This window comes from Niabella terrae, from assembly GCF_054783135.1.
Window position 1 is genome coordinate 162,586 of sequence record NZ_BAAGRD010000005.1, and the last position, 15,394, is coordinate 177,979.

Sequence of the window (15,394 nt, forward strand, 5' to 3'; positions counted from 1 at the left end):
CTCTTAACAATTAAACTTATCAGATATGCCTCGTTCAGTAAATGCAGTAGCTTCCAAAGCACGCAGAAAAAAAATATTAAAACAAGCCAAAGGGTTCTATGGCAAACGTAAGAATGTATATACCGTAGCCAAGAACGTTGTGGAAAAAGGGATGACCTACATGTATGTGGGTCGTAAACTGAAAAAAAGAGATTACCGCACTTTATGGATTGCCCGTATTAATGCGGCAGTTCGTGAAGAGGGTTTGACCTATTCCCGCTTCATCAACCTGCTTCACGAAAAAGGGATCGAACTGGATCGTAAAGTACTGGCAGATTTAGCGATGAACAATCCCGAAGCGTTTAAAGCGCTGGTGGCCTCCGTTAAATAAGTCGTATAAGCCTAAAATAATGAAGGCGATGTCTGCGGACGTTGCCTTTTTTCTTTTTACAGCCCGGAACAAGTCCCCGGAGCTTATTTCAGATTTTCGGATACCCAATTGCTTATTTTCATAATTTAGCGTCCTTATTTAAAAACCAATAAGTGCCGGTGCAGCCGGCGTCATGGCAAATGAATAATTCATATCTGGGACTGGTGGAACAGACCTTTAACTTTCCTCAGGAAGGTATTGAAGTAAAGAAAGGCGATCTTATCTTTAATGGTATCGATTATAAAGCCCTGGTAGAGAAGCACGGCACCCCGCTAAAAGTAAGCTATCTGCCCAAAATCGGTATCAATATCAACAAGGCCAAACAGTATTTTGCCAATGCCATCAGGAAATATAAGTATGATGGGAAATATTTCTATACTTATTGCACCAAAAGTTCTCATTTCTCTTTCGTGGTAGAAGAGGCGCTCCAGCATAATGTCCATCTGGAAACCTCCTATGCCTATGATATTGAAATCATCAACCAGTTATACAAAAGACGCAAGATTACCAAAGACATCAGCATTGTCTGTAACGGCTTCAAGCAGAAAAACTACACTTCCCGGATCGCCAAACTGATCAACAGCGGATTCCGGAATGTGATTCCGGTGCTGGATAATAAAGAAGAATTAAACCTTTACAAACGCAGTATTCGTACCAAGGAACCCTTTAAAATAGGGATCCGGATTGCTGCGGAAGAAGAGCCGACTTTTCCTTTTTATACGTCCCGGCTGGGCATCAAGGCCAAGGACATTCTGGAGTTTTATGTAGATGAAATTGAGGGCAATGAAGATAAGTTCCAGTTAAAGATGCTGCATATCTTTTTAAATAAGGGAATCAAGGACGATATCTATTACTGGAGTGAATTGCGTAAAAGCATCAACCTCTACTGTCAGCTGCGGAAAATCTGTCCCGAACTGGATTCTTTGAATATTGGCGGCGGCTTTCCGATAAAGCACAGTCTGGCATTTGATTATGACTATCAGTTTATGATCAATGAAATCGTAAGTAATATAAAGTCGGCCTGTAAGAAAGCCAAAGTACCGGTACCCAATATCTACACAGAATTCGGGAGTTATACCGTGGGAGAGAGTATGGCCCATATTTATAGCGTGATCGGTGAGAAAAGACAGAATGACCGGGAAACCTGGTATATGATCGATTCTTCCTTTATCACGACACTGCCCGATACCTGGGGCATTGGCGAGCGTTTTCTAATGCTGCCGATTAATAAATGGGACAATGAATACCAGCGGGTGGTATTGGGGGGTATTACCTGCGACGGGCACGATTACTACGATAGTGAGGAACATATCAATGAGGTTTTCCTGCCAAAAATAAAATCAGATCCTCCGGCCAAAGACCTGCACGAAAGAATTGAAATGCCGGCAGAAAAACCGGCGGACCGGCAGGAGCGGGAAGAGCAGAATAAGGAACCACTGTATGTCGGCTTCTTTCATACAGGGGCCTATCAGGACCAGATTTCTGGTTATGGAGGCATTAAGCATTGCCTGATACCTTCGCCCAAGCACGTTATCCTGGAGTACGACAAGAATGGTAAGCTGACTGAATGGGTTTATGCGAAGGAACAGTCTGCCCAGAGCATGCTCAAAATTCTGGGCTACCTCAAATAAGCACCCGGAACGCCGGAAGGCTGTTTGATCTTTATCTACCTGGCCTGCAAATTCAATTTCCAGGTTCTCAGATACACTTGCCGGACCCTTGGTTTCTGTTTGCCATAATCGGGTAAAGCCCGTAATTTAGAAACTTAAATGCGATACGATGCGGGTGTACTTTCAAGGTTTTTCCCTATTGATGTTCTCCATCCTGCTACTGGCCGGCTGTAGCCGGCATACCGCACCGCCGGGCAGCACTATGCATACGGAGGCGCTGCATCATAAATGGAAGATCATCGAAATAGACCAAAAGCCGGCCGGAGACAGTGCTTTTATCGATTTACGGGACCCGGCGCATAGTTGGGTTAAACGGGATTGCCAGGGATATTATTTTGTTCCAAAATATGGAAGAGGAGGACGTATGCAGCTCAGTCACCTGACTACCGTAGCCGGCAATTGTCTTTCTGTAAATTCCCTTTACCCGCTGCTGGCCGGCATCAGCCGCTTTTCCCTGTCACAGGAGGAATTGGTGCTAAGCAACAGTGCGGGCAACCAGCTGCTTCGGGCCGTCAAAGCGCCGGATGACGAGAACGGCAGCCTGCAGCGCAACTGGCAGATTCTGGAAATGATCAACGGAGATTCCGAACAATTAAAGAAAGATCAGGCCTTTCTGGACCTGCGTCAGGCAGATGGCAGCGTCGCCCATCTGGGCTGTAATCAGTTTCGTTTGCAAATCCACCAGCAACCACCTTATTTACTAAGGATTACCGGAGGGGCTGCCACCCGGAAATTTTGTGCAGCGGCGGCCCGAAACGAGGAGGTCTTTGGGAAAATGCTGCCCCTTGTGGCCAAATACCAGATTGTCGGCAATATCCTTCGGCTTTTTGACCGGCAGGACCAGTTGCTGCTGCGTGCCCGGTCGGCCCTCTAAGTCTAACGGAATACTTAAATTTCGATGGTTTCACCCACCGCAGGCAGCAATAATTTTTTACCCGCCGCCGTGAAGGCATGTTGGGCCTGTTCGGTGTCAATTTGAATCAGATCAAACGTATTGTAATGCACCCCGATAAGGGTATCACATTTGATAAAATCAGCGGCAATTATGGCGTCTGCCACACCCATGGTGTAGTTGCCACCAATCGGCAGTACCGCGAAATCCAGTTCGGCAAACATCGGAATCAGCTGCATATCCATGGTCAGTGCCGTGTCTCCCGCAAAATAGAAATGCTGACCGGATCCGCTGACCACAAAGCCCAGCGGATTACCTCCGTAGGAACCGTCCGGCAGGTTGGAGGAATGAATGGCGTTTACCGCCCGCACCCGACCAAACTCGAAATCCACCGGCGCCCCGTGATTCAGTTCATGGAGGTTGGTAATGCCCTGTGCCGCGAGCCAACCGCAGATTTCCGGGCAGGCGATAACTTTGGCGCCGGTATGGGTGGCAATCAGGACGGCGTCGGCCACATGATCGCCATGGCCATGGGAAATTAAGATATAATCTGCCTGAATATCAAGGGGATTCAGGTGTTTGGCCAGAGGATTGCCGGTAATAAAAGGATCAAATAATAATCGTTTACCGCCCAGATCCACTGTAAATCCGGATTGGCCCAGATAAGTGAATTGCATATTGATATTTTTTGCTAAGCTATTAAATTTTACGGCTTTTGGAAAGGAAGCTGCGCTGCTACCGAAATTTACTGTGTCCGCTTTATACGATTTTTAACGTTTTTAGACATGTAGCCACAATAAATCAGCATCTAATGCAGTACATATAGAAAAAGCCAGACTTCGGATGCAAATCCGGGTCCGGACCATTAATTACCATTAAAACCAATAGACATGAAATCGATTCATTTTTTTCTAATTCTGGTCCTAGTGGCCGCAGTAGCCTGCAGTCCGAAAGTGCAAAGCAGTGATAATCAATCACAAATAAAAAGACAGTGGATGTTAAAAACCCTTCCGGGCGTAGCAGACAGCCTGGTGATTCGCTCCGGCGCATCCATCGATCTGACCGATTTAACCAAAACCGGCGGCAAGGCAGGCTGCAACCGGGCCATGTTCAAGACGACCACTGACGGGGCAGGAAGCATCAGCTTTTCACAGGCGGCGACAACCCGGATGTTCTGCAAGGATTTTATGGAAGTTGAGGCCGCTTATGTGAAAACCCTTCCCGAAATCAAGAAATATGAGCTGAAGGGACACCAGATATCCTTTCAGGATGCTGCGGGCAATACCCTGATAGAAGCAGTAGCGGCAGACTGGGATTAAGGGATTTGCCGCGTTTTCGGTGCGGTATAATTCTCAAAAAAATCCGGATTTATACCGGATTTATCCTACCTTTGCGCCCTAAAATTTGGGTATTTGGCTCAATTTTGGGGACCGGGCTGGCAGGAAGATGCCCCTATATTGCTTTACAAAGTGGCAGGCATTGGGATGACGGGCTGGTTAACAAAAAAATAATAATTACACAAAATCATGGCAGATTTAAAATTTCAGAGAAACTTTGGTATTGCCGCGCATATCGACGCCGGTAAGACCACCACTACCGAGCGTATCCTTCGCTATACGGGGATGATTCACCGTATTGGTGAAGTACACGACGGCGCTGCAACCACCGACTGGATGGAGCAGGAAAAAGAGCGCGGTATTACCATTACTTCCGCGGCTGTTAGTTGTAAATGGAATTTCCCTACAGATAAGGGCAAACCCATTCAAGGCACGACTAAAGAGTATTCTTTTAATATCATTGACACTCCGGGTCACGTGGATTTTACTGTTGAAGTGGAACGTTCCATGCGGGTACTGGATGGTCTGATTGCCCTGTTCTCTGCTGTGGACGGTGTGGAACCCCAATCTGAAACTGTCTGGCGTCAGGCCAACCGTTACAAGGTTCCCCGTATTGGTTTTGTGAACAAAATGGACCGTCAGGGTGCTGATTTCCTGAATGTGGTAAAACAGGTTCGGGAAATGTTGGGTTCCAAAGCGGTGCCCCTGCAGTTGCCGATCGGTGCTGAAGATAATTTCAAAGGGGTAGTGGATCTGATCAAAATGAAAGGGATCATTTGGGATGTGGAAACTGAAGGTATGACCTATGAGGAAATTGATATCCCCGAAGATATGAAAGCCGAAGCTGAAGAATGGAGAGCGCAACTGGTAGAAGCAGTTGCTGAATATGATGATGCGCTGATGGAGAAGTTCTTCGACGATCCCGGTACAATTACTGAAGATGAAATTCATGATGCAATCCGTAAAGCAGCGATTGACCTGAGCATTGTGCCGATGATGTGTGGTTCTTCCTTTAAAAACAAAGGTGTACAAACTGCCCTGGATGCGGTTTGTCGTTACCTGCCTTCGCCGGTGGATATCGATGCGATTGAAGGTTCTGATCCGAACGATCCCGAGAAGAAACTGGTGCGTAAACCTGACCCCAAAGAACCGTTTGCAGCGCTGGCCTTCAAGATCATGACCGATCCTTTCGTTGGTCGTCTGGCTTTCTTCCGGGCTTATTCCGGGCATCTGGATGCGGGTTCTTATGTTTTAAACGTAAGGAGCGGTAAGAAAGAACGGATCAGCCGTATCATGAAAATGTTTGCCAACAAGCAGAATCCGGTTGATTTCATCGAGGCAGGGGATATCGGAGCTGCAGTTGGATTTAAAGAAATAAAAACCGGGGATACCCTTTGTGATGAGAACCATCCTATCACATTGGAAAACATGTTCATCCCTGAGCCTGTGATCTCTGTGGCGGTAGAGCCCAAGACCCAGGCCGATGTAGATAAAATGGGCATGGCTATTTCCAAATTGGTGGAAGAAGATCCTACCCTGCGCGTTAAGACCGATGACGATACCGGTCAGACCATCCTGAGTGGTATGGGTGAATTGCACCTGGAAATTATCATCGACCGTATGCGTCGTGAATTTAAGGTAGAAGTGAATCAGGGAGCGCCTCAGGTAGCTTATAAAGAAGCATTTCAGTCTACCATTGAACATCGGGAAATCCTTAAAAAGCAAACCGGTGGTCGTGGTAAGTTCGCTGATATCCAGTTTAGCCTGGGTCCGGTGGATGAAGAATGGCAAAAAGAAAATCCCGATAAGCATTACCAGTTTGTTAATGATATTTTCGGAGGTTCTATTCCCCGTGAATTTGTTCCGGCTATCCAGAAAGGTTTTGAAACTTCAATGACCAGTGGTGTGCTGGCCAGCTATCCGGTAGATAATATGAAGATTCGTATTTTCGACGGTAGCTTCCACGCTGTGGATTCCGATTCCATGTCTTTCGAACTTTGTGCCAAGCAGGGTTTCCGTGAGGCTGCGAAGAAAGCAAAACCCATCCTCCTGGAACCTATCATGAAAGTGGAAGTACTGACGCCCGAACAATACATGGGTGATGTAACAGGTGATTTGAACCGTCGTCGGGGTATGATGGAAGGTATGGATACCCGTGCAGGTGTTCAGGTAATCAAGTCCAAAGTGCCTTTGAGTGAAATGTTTGGTTATGTGACCCAATTACGTTCCCTGACTTCAGGCCGGGCTTCTTCTACCATGGAGTTTTCGCATTATTCCCCCGCTCCCAACAATATCGCGGAGGAAGTAATCTCTAAATCTAAAGGTAAAGTGACAGCTTAATCAGCCTCACATTTAAAATACCATCCCCGCTTCGGCGGGGATTTTTTTTGGGGCTGTATCCTTTGATCTGATTTCAGGCTTGCCCAATTACTGAGGCAAGGCATTTGACTACGCAGGTCTTATGCGCACCCATTGAAGGCTTCCGGTTGTTTGTCATCAGGAGGGATGGGAATAAATCGCCGGGCGATGAAAAAACGGCGATACTACCTATAACAGCATCAGGTAATAATGGGCTCCTTGTTGGCCAGAAATCCATTATAACAAACCAGTAACATGAAAAGAAAGGCTACGATATAAGAAAAGGAACCGAATAACAGCAGGTCCGGAGCCATCAGATATCCAAGGATATTAAACACAGCAATGACCAGGACCTGGGCCAGTGCATTGAGCCGGGGCCATTGACCTCCCAGTGTCCAGATGGCCAGACAGATTTCTCCCACGCCGATGATAATGGTATACAGGTGTGCATGTGTGTTGCCGAATACCCGGGCGACAATTGCTTCATGCCGGGGAACCAGGTTCAGTATCTTACAAAGCAATCCGTTTATAATCCATACAACCGCTATGAAATATTTTATGAACAGTCTTAATTGCACCTTTTTGGTTTTAAGTATGGCAATAACTGCCCTATAAAGTTAAAAAAAACCTGACAGGGGGGCGGGTTAATTTATTCGGTAACAGCTGGCAAGACCTTTTACAGATTGAAAGACAGGAATATAACCATTGAAAACTCAGAGGAAGACGATAATTCCGGCATCCAGCGACCTGAATTTATGATCACCTGCTCCAGGCCGTGCATTATTCAGCCCATGGCTGTATTGGAGATTGAGTCCGATCTGGTCAGAAAGAACCAGCCCGGCTACTGCGTTGGCTCCATATTGGAAACGTTGCAAATACCCGGCATTCCCCGGTTGAGCGAGGACAGGCGGTTGATCCGTCCAGTGAATTCTTTCAGCGACCTCGTCTCCCGCTGCCGTTAATACGGAGAATTTATTTTTTCCTCCGATGCCAAAATCAATATAGGGTCCCAGGCCGAGATACAGCGCAACGGCGCCAAGGTCTTTCTTTAGTAATAGATTCACCGGGAGCTCCAGGTACATGGCGTTTAACTTGCCATTTTTTTCCAGTACGGTTTCATAGTTGCCGCCCTGGGTCTGCAAATCCAGGCCTGTTCGTAAAGTCAGCAGGCGGTTCAATGCAATGTCAGCAACGAGACCCGCATGGAAGCTTAGCCGCCAGTCCTGTAGCTCGGGTTGTGGGGCTTCTTTCAGCTCCAGGGTATTGAAACTGATGCCACCTTTAACGGCAAAAAGTATTTCCTTCTGTGCCCTTACCTGAAAGACCCCCAATAGCATTACCATTAAAATGAGGCCAACCGGGCAGTACCTGCGAATCAATGAAGGAGATATGTATTGTACGTTCGTTTCAATAGGCATGTGTAAACGGGATAGGTTCAACAAAACGGATGTCGTAAAATTAGGGATTTGTGCCCTAAATAATGAGTTCGTTTTTAAATAGTTACATTTGCTGCGATAATTCACCCGATCTATGAAACTAATTAACGATGAATTGTAAAAGCTTTTTATCCGGAAACCGGTTTTTCCTACTCTCTACTTTGCTACTGAACGTTTGGCTGCTGGCCGCCTGTCATAAATCGGAAAGTCTGCCGGAACAGCAGACCATCCTGGACTACGACTGGCATCCGGTTGCGGCCGGCGGTCATGTATCTATGATCCTGAAACCGGATGGATCTGTATGGGCCGCAGGTCTCGGAACACGTGGTCAACTGGGGAATGACATGTTAAAGTCGTCCAATAAATATGTCCGTGTTACCGGTGATGTCGCGCGGATGAAAGGCGGTGTTTATACGAATCTGTTCTTGAAGACCGATGGCGCCTTATGGGGCGTTGGATATGCCAAGAAGGGGCAGCTGGGAAGTGATTCTGCAACTGACAAATCATTACCGGTACTAATCATGAATGGAGTAAAAGATATGGATGTGGGCTATTACCATTCGCTGATACTGAAACAGGATGGCAGTCTCCTGTCGTTGGGTAATAACCAGTATGGTCAATTGGGGGATGGTAGCGGTAAAAATACGCTGGAGCCGGTATTGGTTGCCACCGATGTCATAAAAGCAGAAGCAGCGCATCATACCAGCTATTGTATTAAAAGTGATGGCAGTTTATGGGCCTGGGGCAGGAATAATGCCGGGCAGGTGGGTAATGGCACAACAGATGCCGTAAAAAAGCCGGTAAAAATACTGAGTAATGTAAAGGCAGTGTCTGCCTACTATGCCCATGTACTCATATTAAAGAAGGATGGGACCGTTTGGGGAACGGGATATAATAAGACGGGTCAACTGGGCATCACGACGGAGAAAACCTACATTAACAAACCTGAGAAAATTATGGAAGATGCCATTGCCGTGGCTGCAGGATCGGCTTTTTCGCTGGTGTTGAAGAAAGATGGTTCTGTATGGGCAATGGGATCCAATGCAGTGGGTTGCCTGGGTGTAGCAACCACGGAAGAGAATGTATTCAGTCCGGTAAAAGTCATGTCGGGTATCATCGATATCGCCGCCGGTTCCAGCCATTCCCTGTTCCTGAAATCCGACGGAACCGTATTGGTCTGTGGTCACAATACCCATGGTGAATTCGGAACAGGCTCTTCATCTGAAATGAGTGTAAAACCTCTGGTTTCCGGATCGGTAACTCAAATGAATTAATCTGGCTGCCGAAATCTGTCCAGTTAGCCTTTTCTGATTTCAAAGCGGGTATAAGCCCAGGCGGTGAACGGCATCAGCAAAATCAGGAGCCACCAGCACTGTAGTTCTGCCTGACAGGCCAGCCCGACTATCAGTAATACATATAAGGGATAGGTCAATAACAGAATGCCGAAACGGACCGAATCCACATGATCTGTTTTACGAAACCAGGTGCGCGTCACGAGTTCGGTCATTCCGTATAGGGGAAGGTGCAGTATGGCGCCTGCTGCTGCCGGCAGGGCCAATAGACATTTTTGCCAAAAAGGGGTGCAGCCAAATAGTTCCCTGAATTCCCGGGGGTTGTCGGGATGGGGTTTCAGTACCAGTCTGCTGAGTTGGGCTTCCAGTTGGAAGTTAAACTCCTTGTATCGCTGCCCATCCGTTTGCAAGTCAGGAAAATCATTACGGACCAAAAAGTCGCCCAGATTGATCAGGACCCTTACCCCATGTTTTCGGAATGCACTGTAGTTTAAAGCTGCAGGTAAAATATGGAGCGGCAGGCCTTTATCCCAGGCCTGAAATGCCAGTCGGGCCGTACCTTTCTTAAGAGGCCTCAGTTTCCATTCATTCACACAGAGGCCTTCACTAAAGATCAGCACTGCCTCCTTCTGGCGAAACAGTTCCAGGCAGGCGTCAAAACTGTCATAGTTGATGTTCAGATTGGCTGCTCCTTCCCGGATCCGGTAAACAGGTAACATTTTGAGCCGTCGCAGCAGCTTGAAGATTTTCTCGTTTTTAAATGCATCACCACGGGCCAGGGAAGTCACTGGGACCCGAAAAAGTATATCATAAAGGATCGCATCGAGAAAGGAATTCGGGTGATTGCTGGCGATCAGCAGTGGACCCGCAGACTGCAATAAATTCCTCCGGTTTACTATCAGACTATGACAGAGCAGGGGTATCATGCACCGGACATATATTTTTAGTAACTGATAAAGCAATGGGTACTTTTCTGTTTTAGTTCACCGGCTGCCACCCCGAAAATTTTACTAAATTAATTGATTTTTTTGTTAAAAAGCCCAAATATCATGACAGTACATGACGGTTAGCCTTTCACCAGTAATTATTTTCGGACGGATAATTATTGCTTACTGTATTGAAATTGATAAGTCCATGAATGCTATACTCGGCGTTGTTTTTCACTTTATTGGCGGATTTGCATCCGGCAGTTTCTATATACCCTATAAGAAAGTAAAGGGCTGGGCCTGGGAATCCTACTGGCTCGTAGGCGGCCTGTTTTCCTGGCTGATCGTCCCGCCGATAGCCGCCTGGCTGACCATTCCTAATTTCACCGAGATTATCAGTCAATCCAGCGGTTCGGTCCTGGGCTATGCCTTTTTATTTGGACTCCTCTGGGGTATTGGGGGGCTGACCTACGGCCTGGGCGTTCGTTATCTGGGGGTTTCGCTCGGAAGCAGTGTCATCCTGGGCCTCTGTATGGTATTTGGTGCGCTTATCCCTGCCATCTATTATCAGTTTACGCCAGCTGTGGGTAAGGACACCATCGGTTTACTCACCGGAACATCCTGGGGACTGACAGTCCTGGCAGGTCTTCTGGTATGTATCATTGGTATTATTATATGCGGCAGGGCGGGTATGCGAAAGGAAAAAGAACTGGCAGGTACGGGCGCAAAAACCACCGATCCGCATGCGCTGGAATCTGCAGATACGGAAGCCCATCTTTCCGGTAAAGATGAATATAAGTTCGGACTGGGGATTCTGGTCGCTGTCATTTCCGGGGTACTGAGTGCCTGTTTTAATTTCGGGATTGAAGCGGCAAAACCGATGGCTGATGTGGCCAACGAACTCTGGAAAGCAGCCCATCCGGGGCAGGGTGAATTTCTGTATCAGAACAATGTATCCTATATAGTGATTCTTTGGGGCGGATTGACCACCAACCTTATCTGGTGTTTGATTTTGAATGCCCGTAATAAAACATTTTCGGATTATACCAACCGTAAAGTGCCCGCAGTTTCCAATATTATTTTCTGTGCACTGGCAGGAACTACCTGGTTCCTGCAGTTCTTCTTCTATGGGATGGGAGAAAGTAAAATGGGCAATGGTCCCAGTTCCTGGATCCTGCATATGGCTTTTATCATTCTGGTGGCTAATATGTGGGGACTGATATTAAAGGAATGGAAAGGCGTGAGTCGTAAAACACTGATGACGGTTATTGCAGGAATTATCGTGATCCTGATCTCAGTATTGCTGGTTGGCTGGGGTAATTCAATGCGATAAAAGTTCGGATCTGGCAAGAGCAACTAAATATGCCCAATGGGCAGCTGAATTGAAAATAAAAGATACAATGACTAAGAATTTTAAACATGTAAGTTATTTATGGGATGAGTCCAAAGCGGCGGAGCTGGCCGGCGATGAAGTGGGTCTGCTGATCTACCGTTCGAACCTGCTGGGTGCGGATCTGCGGCTGACCAATTATGGGGGCGGCAATACATCCTGTAAGGTAACGGCCAAAGATCCGTTGAGTGGTGCGGAGAAAGAGGTGATGTGGGTGAAGGGCAGCGGAGGAGATCTGGGTACCCTGAAGCGCAGTGGTCTGGCGGCGCTGTATGTAGACCGTTTGCGGAGTCTACAATCTGTATACCGCGGACTGGAGCATGAAGACGAGATGGTCGAACTGTTCAACCACTGTATTTACGATCTGAAGTCCAAAGCGCCGTCTATCGATACGCCGCTTCATGGTTTTCTGCCCTTCAGGCATATCGATCACCTGCATCCGGATGCAGCCATTGCCATCGCGGCGGCCAAGGACAGTAAGCAGATCACCGAGGAGTTGTTTGGGGGTACGATAGGCTGGGTGCCCTGGCAGAAGCCCGGTTTCGAACTGGGACTGATGCTCAAAAAATGCCTGGAAGACAATCCCGGCATCCGGGGCATTATGCTGGGCTCCCACGGGCTGTTTACCTGGGGAGATACAGCTTATGAGAGCTATATCAATACCCTGGAAGTCATTGAAAAATGTGCTGAATATATAGTAACGCAGACCGGGAAAAAAGGGCCGGTATTCGGTGGGGAGCAGGTGAAGGCCCTGCCGGCAGAAAAGCGTCAGGCGCAGGCAGCTGCCCTGGCACCGGTACTGAGAGGGCTGAGTTCCTCCCAGCGGCAGATGATCGGTCATTTTACCGATGATGATCGGGTGCTTGAGTTTATCAACTCCCGGGATCTGGAGCGGCTGGCCCCGCTGGGTACTTCCTGCCCGGATCATTTTCTGCGCACCAAGATCAGCCCGTTGGTGCTGACCCTGTCACCGGATGAAGACCTGAGTGATGTAGCTGCCATCAAAGAGAAACTGGCGCCGCTTTTTGAGGACTACCGCCAGATGTATGAGCAGTATTACGAGGGCTGCCGGCATGCGAACAGTCCCGCCATGCGGGATCCGAACCCGGTAATCATTCTGTATCCCGGGGTAGGGATGTTCTCGTTTTCCAAAGACAAACAGACGGCGCGGGTAGCAGCCGAGTTTTATACCAATGCGATCAATGTCATGCGGGGAGCGGAAGCCATATCCGAATATACGGCCTTACCCCGTCAGGAAGCATTTAATATAGAGTACTGGCTGCTGGAAGAAGCCAAACTGCAGCGGATGCCGCCGCCCAAGGCGCTGAGCGGGCGGGTGGCGCTGATTACAGGATCCGGTGGTGGTATCGGCAAGGCCATAGCGAAGCGTTTTGCGCGTGAGGGCGCCTGTGTGATCATCAATGATATCAACCAGGAAAGGATCGATGCTACCACTGCCGAGTTCCAGCAGGAATTTGGGAAGGATGCGGTTGCGGCCGTCCGTCTGAATGTGACCGATGCCGCTTCCATCACGGCGGCCCTGGACCAGACGGCCCTGGCCTTCGGCGGGGTGGATATTGTGATTAACAATGCGGGCATCAGTATCTCCAAAAGTATTGCCGAGCACTCCATCGAGGAATGGGACCGGCTCTATGATATACTGGTGAAAGGCCAGTTTATGGTATCCAAGGCTGGTGTGGCCGTAATGCGCAAACAGGGCTTTGGCGGCGATATCATCAATATTGTATCCAAGAACTCAATAGTGGCCGGTCCGAACAATGCGGGCTATGGCTCTGCCAAGGCGGCCCAGGCGCATTTATCGCGGCTGCTGGCTGCGGAACTGGGTGCCGACAAGATCCGGGTCAATGCGGTGAACCCCGATGCGGTAATTTCAGATTCGAATATCTGGGCCGGTGGCTGGGCAGAAGGCCGTGCCAAGGCATATGGTATTACGGTGGAAGAGCTGCCGGCCTATTATGCCAAACGCACGCTGATGAATGCCATCATCCTGCCGGATGATATTGCCAACGCCTGTTTTGTGTTTGTCAGCGGACTGTTGAACAAGTCCACCGGCAATATACTGAATGTGGATGGTGGTGTGGCAACGGCTTTTGTAAGGTAAGTAATCGAAAACGGTGCTGAGGTGAGCGGGAGCGGTGTTCAGCATAAAAATGTAACAGTTACATAAAGAGTCTTCATATAGCAAAGCAACAAGGGTTGGCGGTTTTCCAATCGGCTGACCCGTTTTTTTATTCTTTCCGAACAATAAATCGTCAGAAAGAAGCTTAGTTTTGAAGACCTGGTGGCAGGTAGAAAGTTTACTACAGCGCCCAATTAATGATAAAATAAATGAACCATGATAATTGATAAATCACAAATTGCAGCACATAATGATCGTTTGCTGACTGATCATAAGAAGAAGCTTGCCTATACTTCGGAGCTTATTGATACTGCTGAGGATATTATTCAAAAGTTGATTGAATTTCAGGTGGCGATACCTTCCTGGGCCCTGGGCAACGGCGGGACGCGGTTTGGTCGTTTCAGTGGGGGGGGAGAACCTTCCACCCTGGAGGAAAAGCTGGAGGATATTGGATTGCTGCATGCGCTGAATCGCAGCAGCGGTGCCGTTTCACTACATATTCCCTGGGATATTCCCAGCGATGCCAAAGCCATCAAGGCCCTGGCTTCTGACTTTGGGCTCAGTTTCGATGCAATGAACTCAAATACATTTCAGGACCAGCCCAATCAACCGTTGAGTTATAAATATGGCTCCATGCAGCATGTCGACAAAGCAGTACGGCGGCAGGCCATTGACCATAATATTGAAGTCATCCGTTACGGTGAGGAACTGGGTTCCAAATCTCTGACCGTATGGCTGGCAGACGGCTCTTGTTTTCCCGGTCAGCTGAATTTTAGAAAGGCATTTGACAATACGTTGGAGAGCCTGACCGAAGTCTACGCGGCATTGCCTGATGACTGGAAAGTATTTGTGGAGTACAAAGCTTTTGAACCTAATTTCTATTCTACGACTGTTGGAGACTGGGGCCAGTCCCTGCTTTATACCAGCAAACTGGGTGAAAAGGCTTACACGCTGGTAGATCTGGGGCATCACCTGCCTAATGCCAATATTGAGCAGATCGTCGCACTGTTGTTAAATGAAAAGAAGCTGGGTGGTTTTCATTTCAATGACAGCAAATATGGTGACGATGATTTAACGGTCGGCAGCATCAAACCTTACCAGTTGTTTTTAATTTTCAGAGAATTGGTGGACGGCATGAATGCCCGGGATATGAACCATGCCAGGGACCTGGCCTGGATGATCGACGCCAGTCATAACGTAAAGGACCCGCTGGAAGACCTGTTGCAAAGTGTGGAAGCCATCCAGCTCGCCTATGCGCAGGCATTGCTGGTGAACAGCACCGCCCTGGAAGCTGCACGTCAGCAGAATGATGTGGTGACGGCTCAGGAACTCCTGCAGGATGCTTACCGGACGGACCTGAGACCCGTACTGGCAGAAGCAAGACTACGTGCCGGAGCGGCATTGCAACCATTGCAACTGTACCGGGATGCCGGTGTCCGCAAACAATTGATATCCGACAGAGGTGCCGTGACGGTAGCTACCGGTCTTTAGTGAGAAATTATTATCAGTTTGTTTAATTCAGACTTTCGTAAAAACCCGTCCGG

General features: G+C 48.1%; 13 protein-coding genes. 9 read left to right on the forward strand and 4 right to left on the reverse strand.

Annotated elements, in window-relative coordinates; all coding sequences use genetic code 11:
- Window positions 1–25 precede the first annotated feature (25 nt).
- The 3 genes from rplT to ACYVI9_RS06640 all read left to right on the forward strand — a co-directional run bounded on the left by rplT (window position 26) and on the right by ACYVI9_RS06640 (window position 2,953).
- A complete protein-coding gene (gene rplT, locus ACYVI9_RS06630; protein ID WP_460762325.1) occupies window positions 26–370 on the forward strand; it encodes a 50S ribosomal protein L20 in 345 nt (114 codons plus the stop codon).
- Between the two features lie 179 nt (window positions 371–549).
- Window positions 550–2,040 carry a type III PLP-dependent enzyme domain-containing protein gene (locus tag ACYVI9_RS06635; protein WP_460762328.1) on the forward strand — a complete coding sequence of 497 codons (1,491 nt, stop codon included), beginning with the start codon at window positions 550–552 and terminating at the stop codon, window positions 2,038–2,040.
- A 148-nt stretch (window positions 2,041–2,188) separates the two neighbouring features.
- Window positions 2,189–2,953, forward strand: a complete 765-nt coding sequence (locus tag ACYVI9_RS06640) for an META domain-containing protein (RefSeq protein ID WP_460762331.1) — start codon at window positions 2,189–2,191, stop codon at window positions 2,951–2,953.
- Between the two features lie 14 nt (window positions 2,954–2,967).
- Here the strand turns inward: ACYVI9_RS06640 and ACYVI9_RS06645 are convergent, their stop codons facing one another.
- Entirely contained in the window at window positions 2,968–3,648 is a 681-nt protein-coding gene (locus ACYVI9_RS06645) for a metal-dependent hydrolase (RefSeq protein WP_460762333.1), read from the reverse strand.
- 213 nt (window positions 3,649–3,861) lie between these two features.
- Here ACYVI9_RS06645 and ACYVI9_RS06650 point away from each other — a divergent pair, with 213 nt between their 5' ends.
- On the forward strand, window positions 3,862–4,290 hold the full coding sequence (locus ACYVI9_RS06650) for an META domain-containing protein (RefSeq protein WP_460762336.1): 429 nt from the start codon (window positions 3,862–3,864) through the stop codon (window positions 4,288–4,290).
- A gap of 207 nt (window positions 4,291–4,497) precedes the next feature.
- Entirely contained in the window at window positions 4,498–6,648 is a 2,151-nt protein-coding gene (fusA, locus tag ACYVI9_RS06655; RefSeq protein WP_460762339.1) for an elongation factor G, read from the forward strand.
- A 218-nt stretch (window positions 6,649–6,866) separates the two neighbouring features.
- Here fusA and ACYVI9_RS06660 read toward each other — a convergent pair whose 3' ends face one another.
- On the reverse strand, window positions 6,867–7,244 hold the full coding sequence (locus tag ACYVI9_RS06660; RefSeq protein WP_460762342.1) for a DoxX-like family protein: 378 nt from the start codon (window positions 7,242–7,244) through the stop codon (window positions 6,867–6,869).
- Window positions 7,245–7,379: 135 nt separating this feature from the next.
- On the reverse strand, window positions 7,380–8,084 hold the full coding sequence (locus ACYVI9_RS06665) for a porin family protein (RefSeq protein ID WP_460762344.1): 705 nt from the start codon (window positions 8,082–8,084) through the stop codon (window positions 7,380–7,382).
- A gap of 128 nt (window positions 8,085–8,212) precedes the next feature.
- Between ACYVI9_RS06665 and ACYVI9_RS06670 the strand changes: the two genes are divergently transcribed.
- On the forward strand, window positions 8,213–9,376 hold the full coding sequence (locus ACYVI9_RS06670; protein ID WP_460762347.1) for an RCC1 domain-containing protein: 1,164 nt from the start codon (window positions 8,213–8,215) through the stop codon (window positions 9,374–9,376).
- Between the two features lie 23 nt (window positions 9,377–9,399).
- Here ACYVI9_RS06670 and ACYVI9_RS06675 read toward each other — a convergent pair whose 3' ends face one another.
- Window positions 9,400–10,320: a 1-acyl-sn-glycerol-3-phosphate acyltransferase gene (locus ACYVI9_RS06675; RefSeq protein ID WP_460762350.1), complete on the reverse strand. Its 921-nt coding sequence runs from the start codon at window positions 10,318–10,320 to the stop codon at window positions 9,400–9,402.
- Between the two features lie 208 nt (window positions 10,321–10,528).
- On the opposite strand from ACYVI9_RS06675, the gene rhaT reads away from it, so the two are divergent.
- The 3 genes from rhaT to ACYVI9_RS06690 all read left to right on the forward strand — a co-directional run bounded on the left by rhaT (window position 10,529) and on the right by ACYVI9_RS06690 (window position 15,341).
- The gene (gene rhaT / locus ACYVI9_RS06680) at window positions 10,529–11,653 is read left to right on the forward strand and encodes an L-rhamnose/proton symporter RhaT (RefSeq protein ID WP_460762353.1); all 1,125 of its coding nucleotides are present in this window, start codon (window positions 10,529–10,531) and stop codon (window positions 11,651–11,653) included.
- Between the two features lie 67 nt (window positions 11,654–11,720).
- Entirely contained in the window at window positions 11,721–13,832 is a 2,112-nt protein-coding gene (locus tag ACYVI9_RS06685; protein WP_460762355.1) for a bifunctional aldolase/short-chain dehydrogenase, read from the forward strand.
- Window positions 13,833–14,066: 234 nt separating this feature from the next.
- Window positions 14,067–15,341, forward strand: coding sequence for a TIM barrel protein (locus ACYVI9_RS06690; RefSeq protein WP_460762358.1), 1,275 nt, complete (start codon window positions 14,067–14,069; stop codon window positions 15,339–15,341).
- The last annotated feature ends 53 nt before the right edge of the window (window positions 15,342–15,394 follow it).

Bases quoted from the DNA above. Each gene is read 5' to 3' on its own strand.
- ACYVI9_RS06670 (WP_460762347.1), top strand. From the start codon at position 8,213: ATGAATTGTAAAAGCTTTTTATCCGGAAACCGGTTTTTCCTACTCTCT.
- fusA (WP_460762339.1), top strand. From the start codon at position 4,498: ATGGCAGATTTAAAATTTCAGAGAAACTTTGGTATTGCCGCGCATATC.
- ACYVI9_RS06665 (WP_460762344.1), bottom strand. From the start codon at position 8,084: ATGCCTATTGAAACGAACGTACAATACATATCTCCTTCATTGATTCGC.
- ACYVI9_RS06635 (WP_460762328.1), top strand. From the start codon at position 550: ATGAATAATTCATATCTGGGACTGGTGGAACAGACCTTTAACTTTCCT.
- ACYVI9_RS06675 (WP_460762350.1), bottom strand. From the start codon at position 10,320: ATGATACCCCTGCTCTGTCATAGTCTGATAGTAAACCGGAGGAATTTA.
- ACYVI9_RS06690 (WP_460762358.1), top strand. From the start codon at position 14,067: ATGATAATTGATAAATCACAAATTGCAGCACATAATGATCGTTTGCTG.
- rplT (WP_460762325.1), top strand. From the start codon at position 26: ATGCCTCGTTCAGTAAATGCAGTAGCTTCCAAAGCACGCAGAAAAAAA.
- rhaT (WP_460762353.1), top strand. From the start codon at position 10,529: ATGAATGCTATACTCGGCGTTGTTTTTCACTTTATTGGCGGATTTGCA.
- ACYVI9_RS06640 (WP_460762331.1), top strand. From the start codon at position 2,189: ATGCGGGTGTACTTTCAAGGTTTTTCCCTATTGATGTTCTCCATCCTG.
- ACYVI9_RS06645 (WP_460762333.1), bottom strand. From the start codon at position 3,648: ATGCAATTCACTTATCTGGGCCAATCCGGATTTACAGTGGATCTGGGC.
- ACYVI9_RS06650 (WP_460762336.1), top strand. From the start codon at position 3,862: ATGAAATCGATTCATTTTTTTCTAATTCTGGTCCTAGTGGCCGCAGTA.
- ACYVI9_RS06685 (WP_460762355.1), top strand. From the start codon at position 11,721: ATGACTAAGAATTTTAAACATGTAAGTTATTTATGGGATGAGTCCAAA.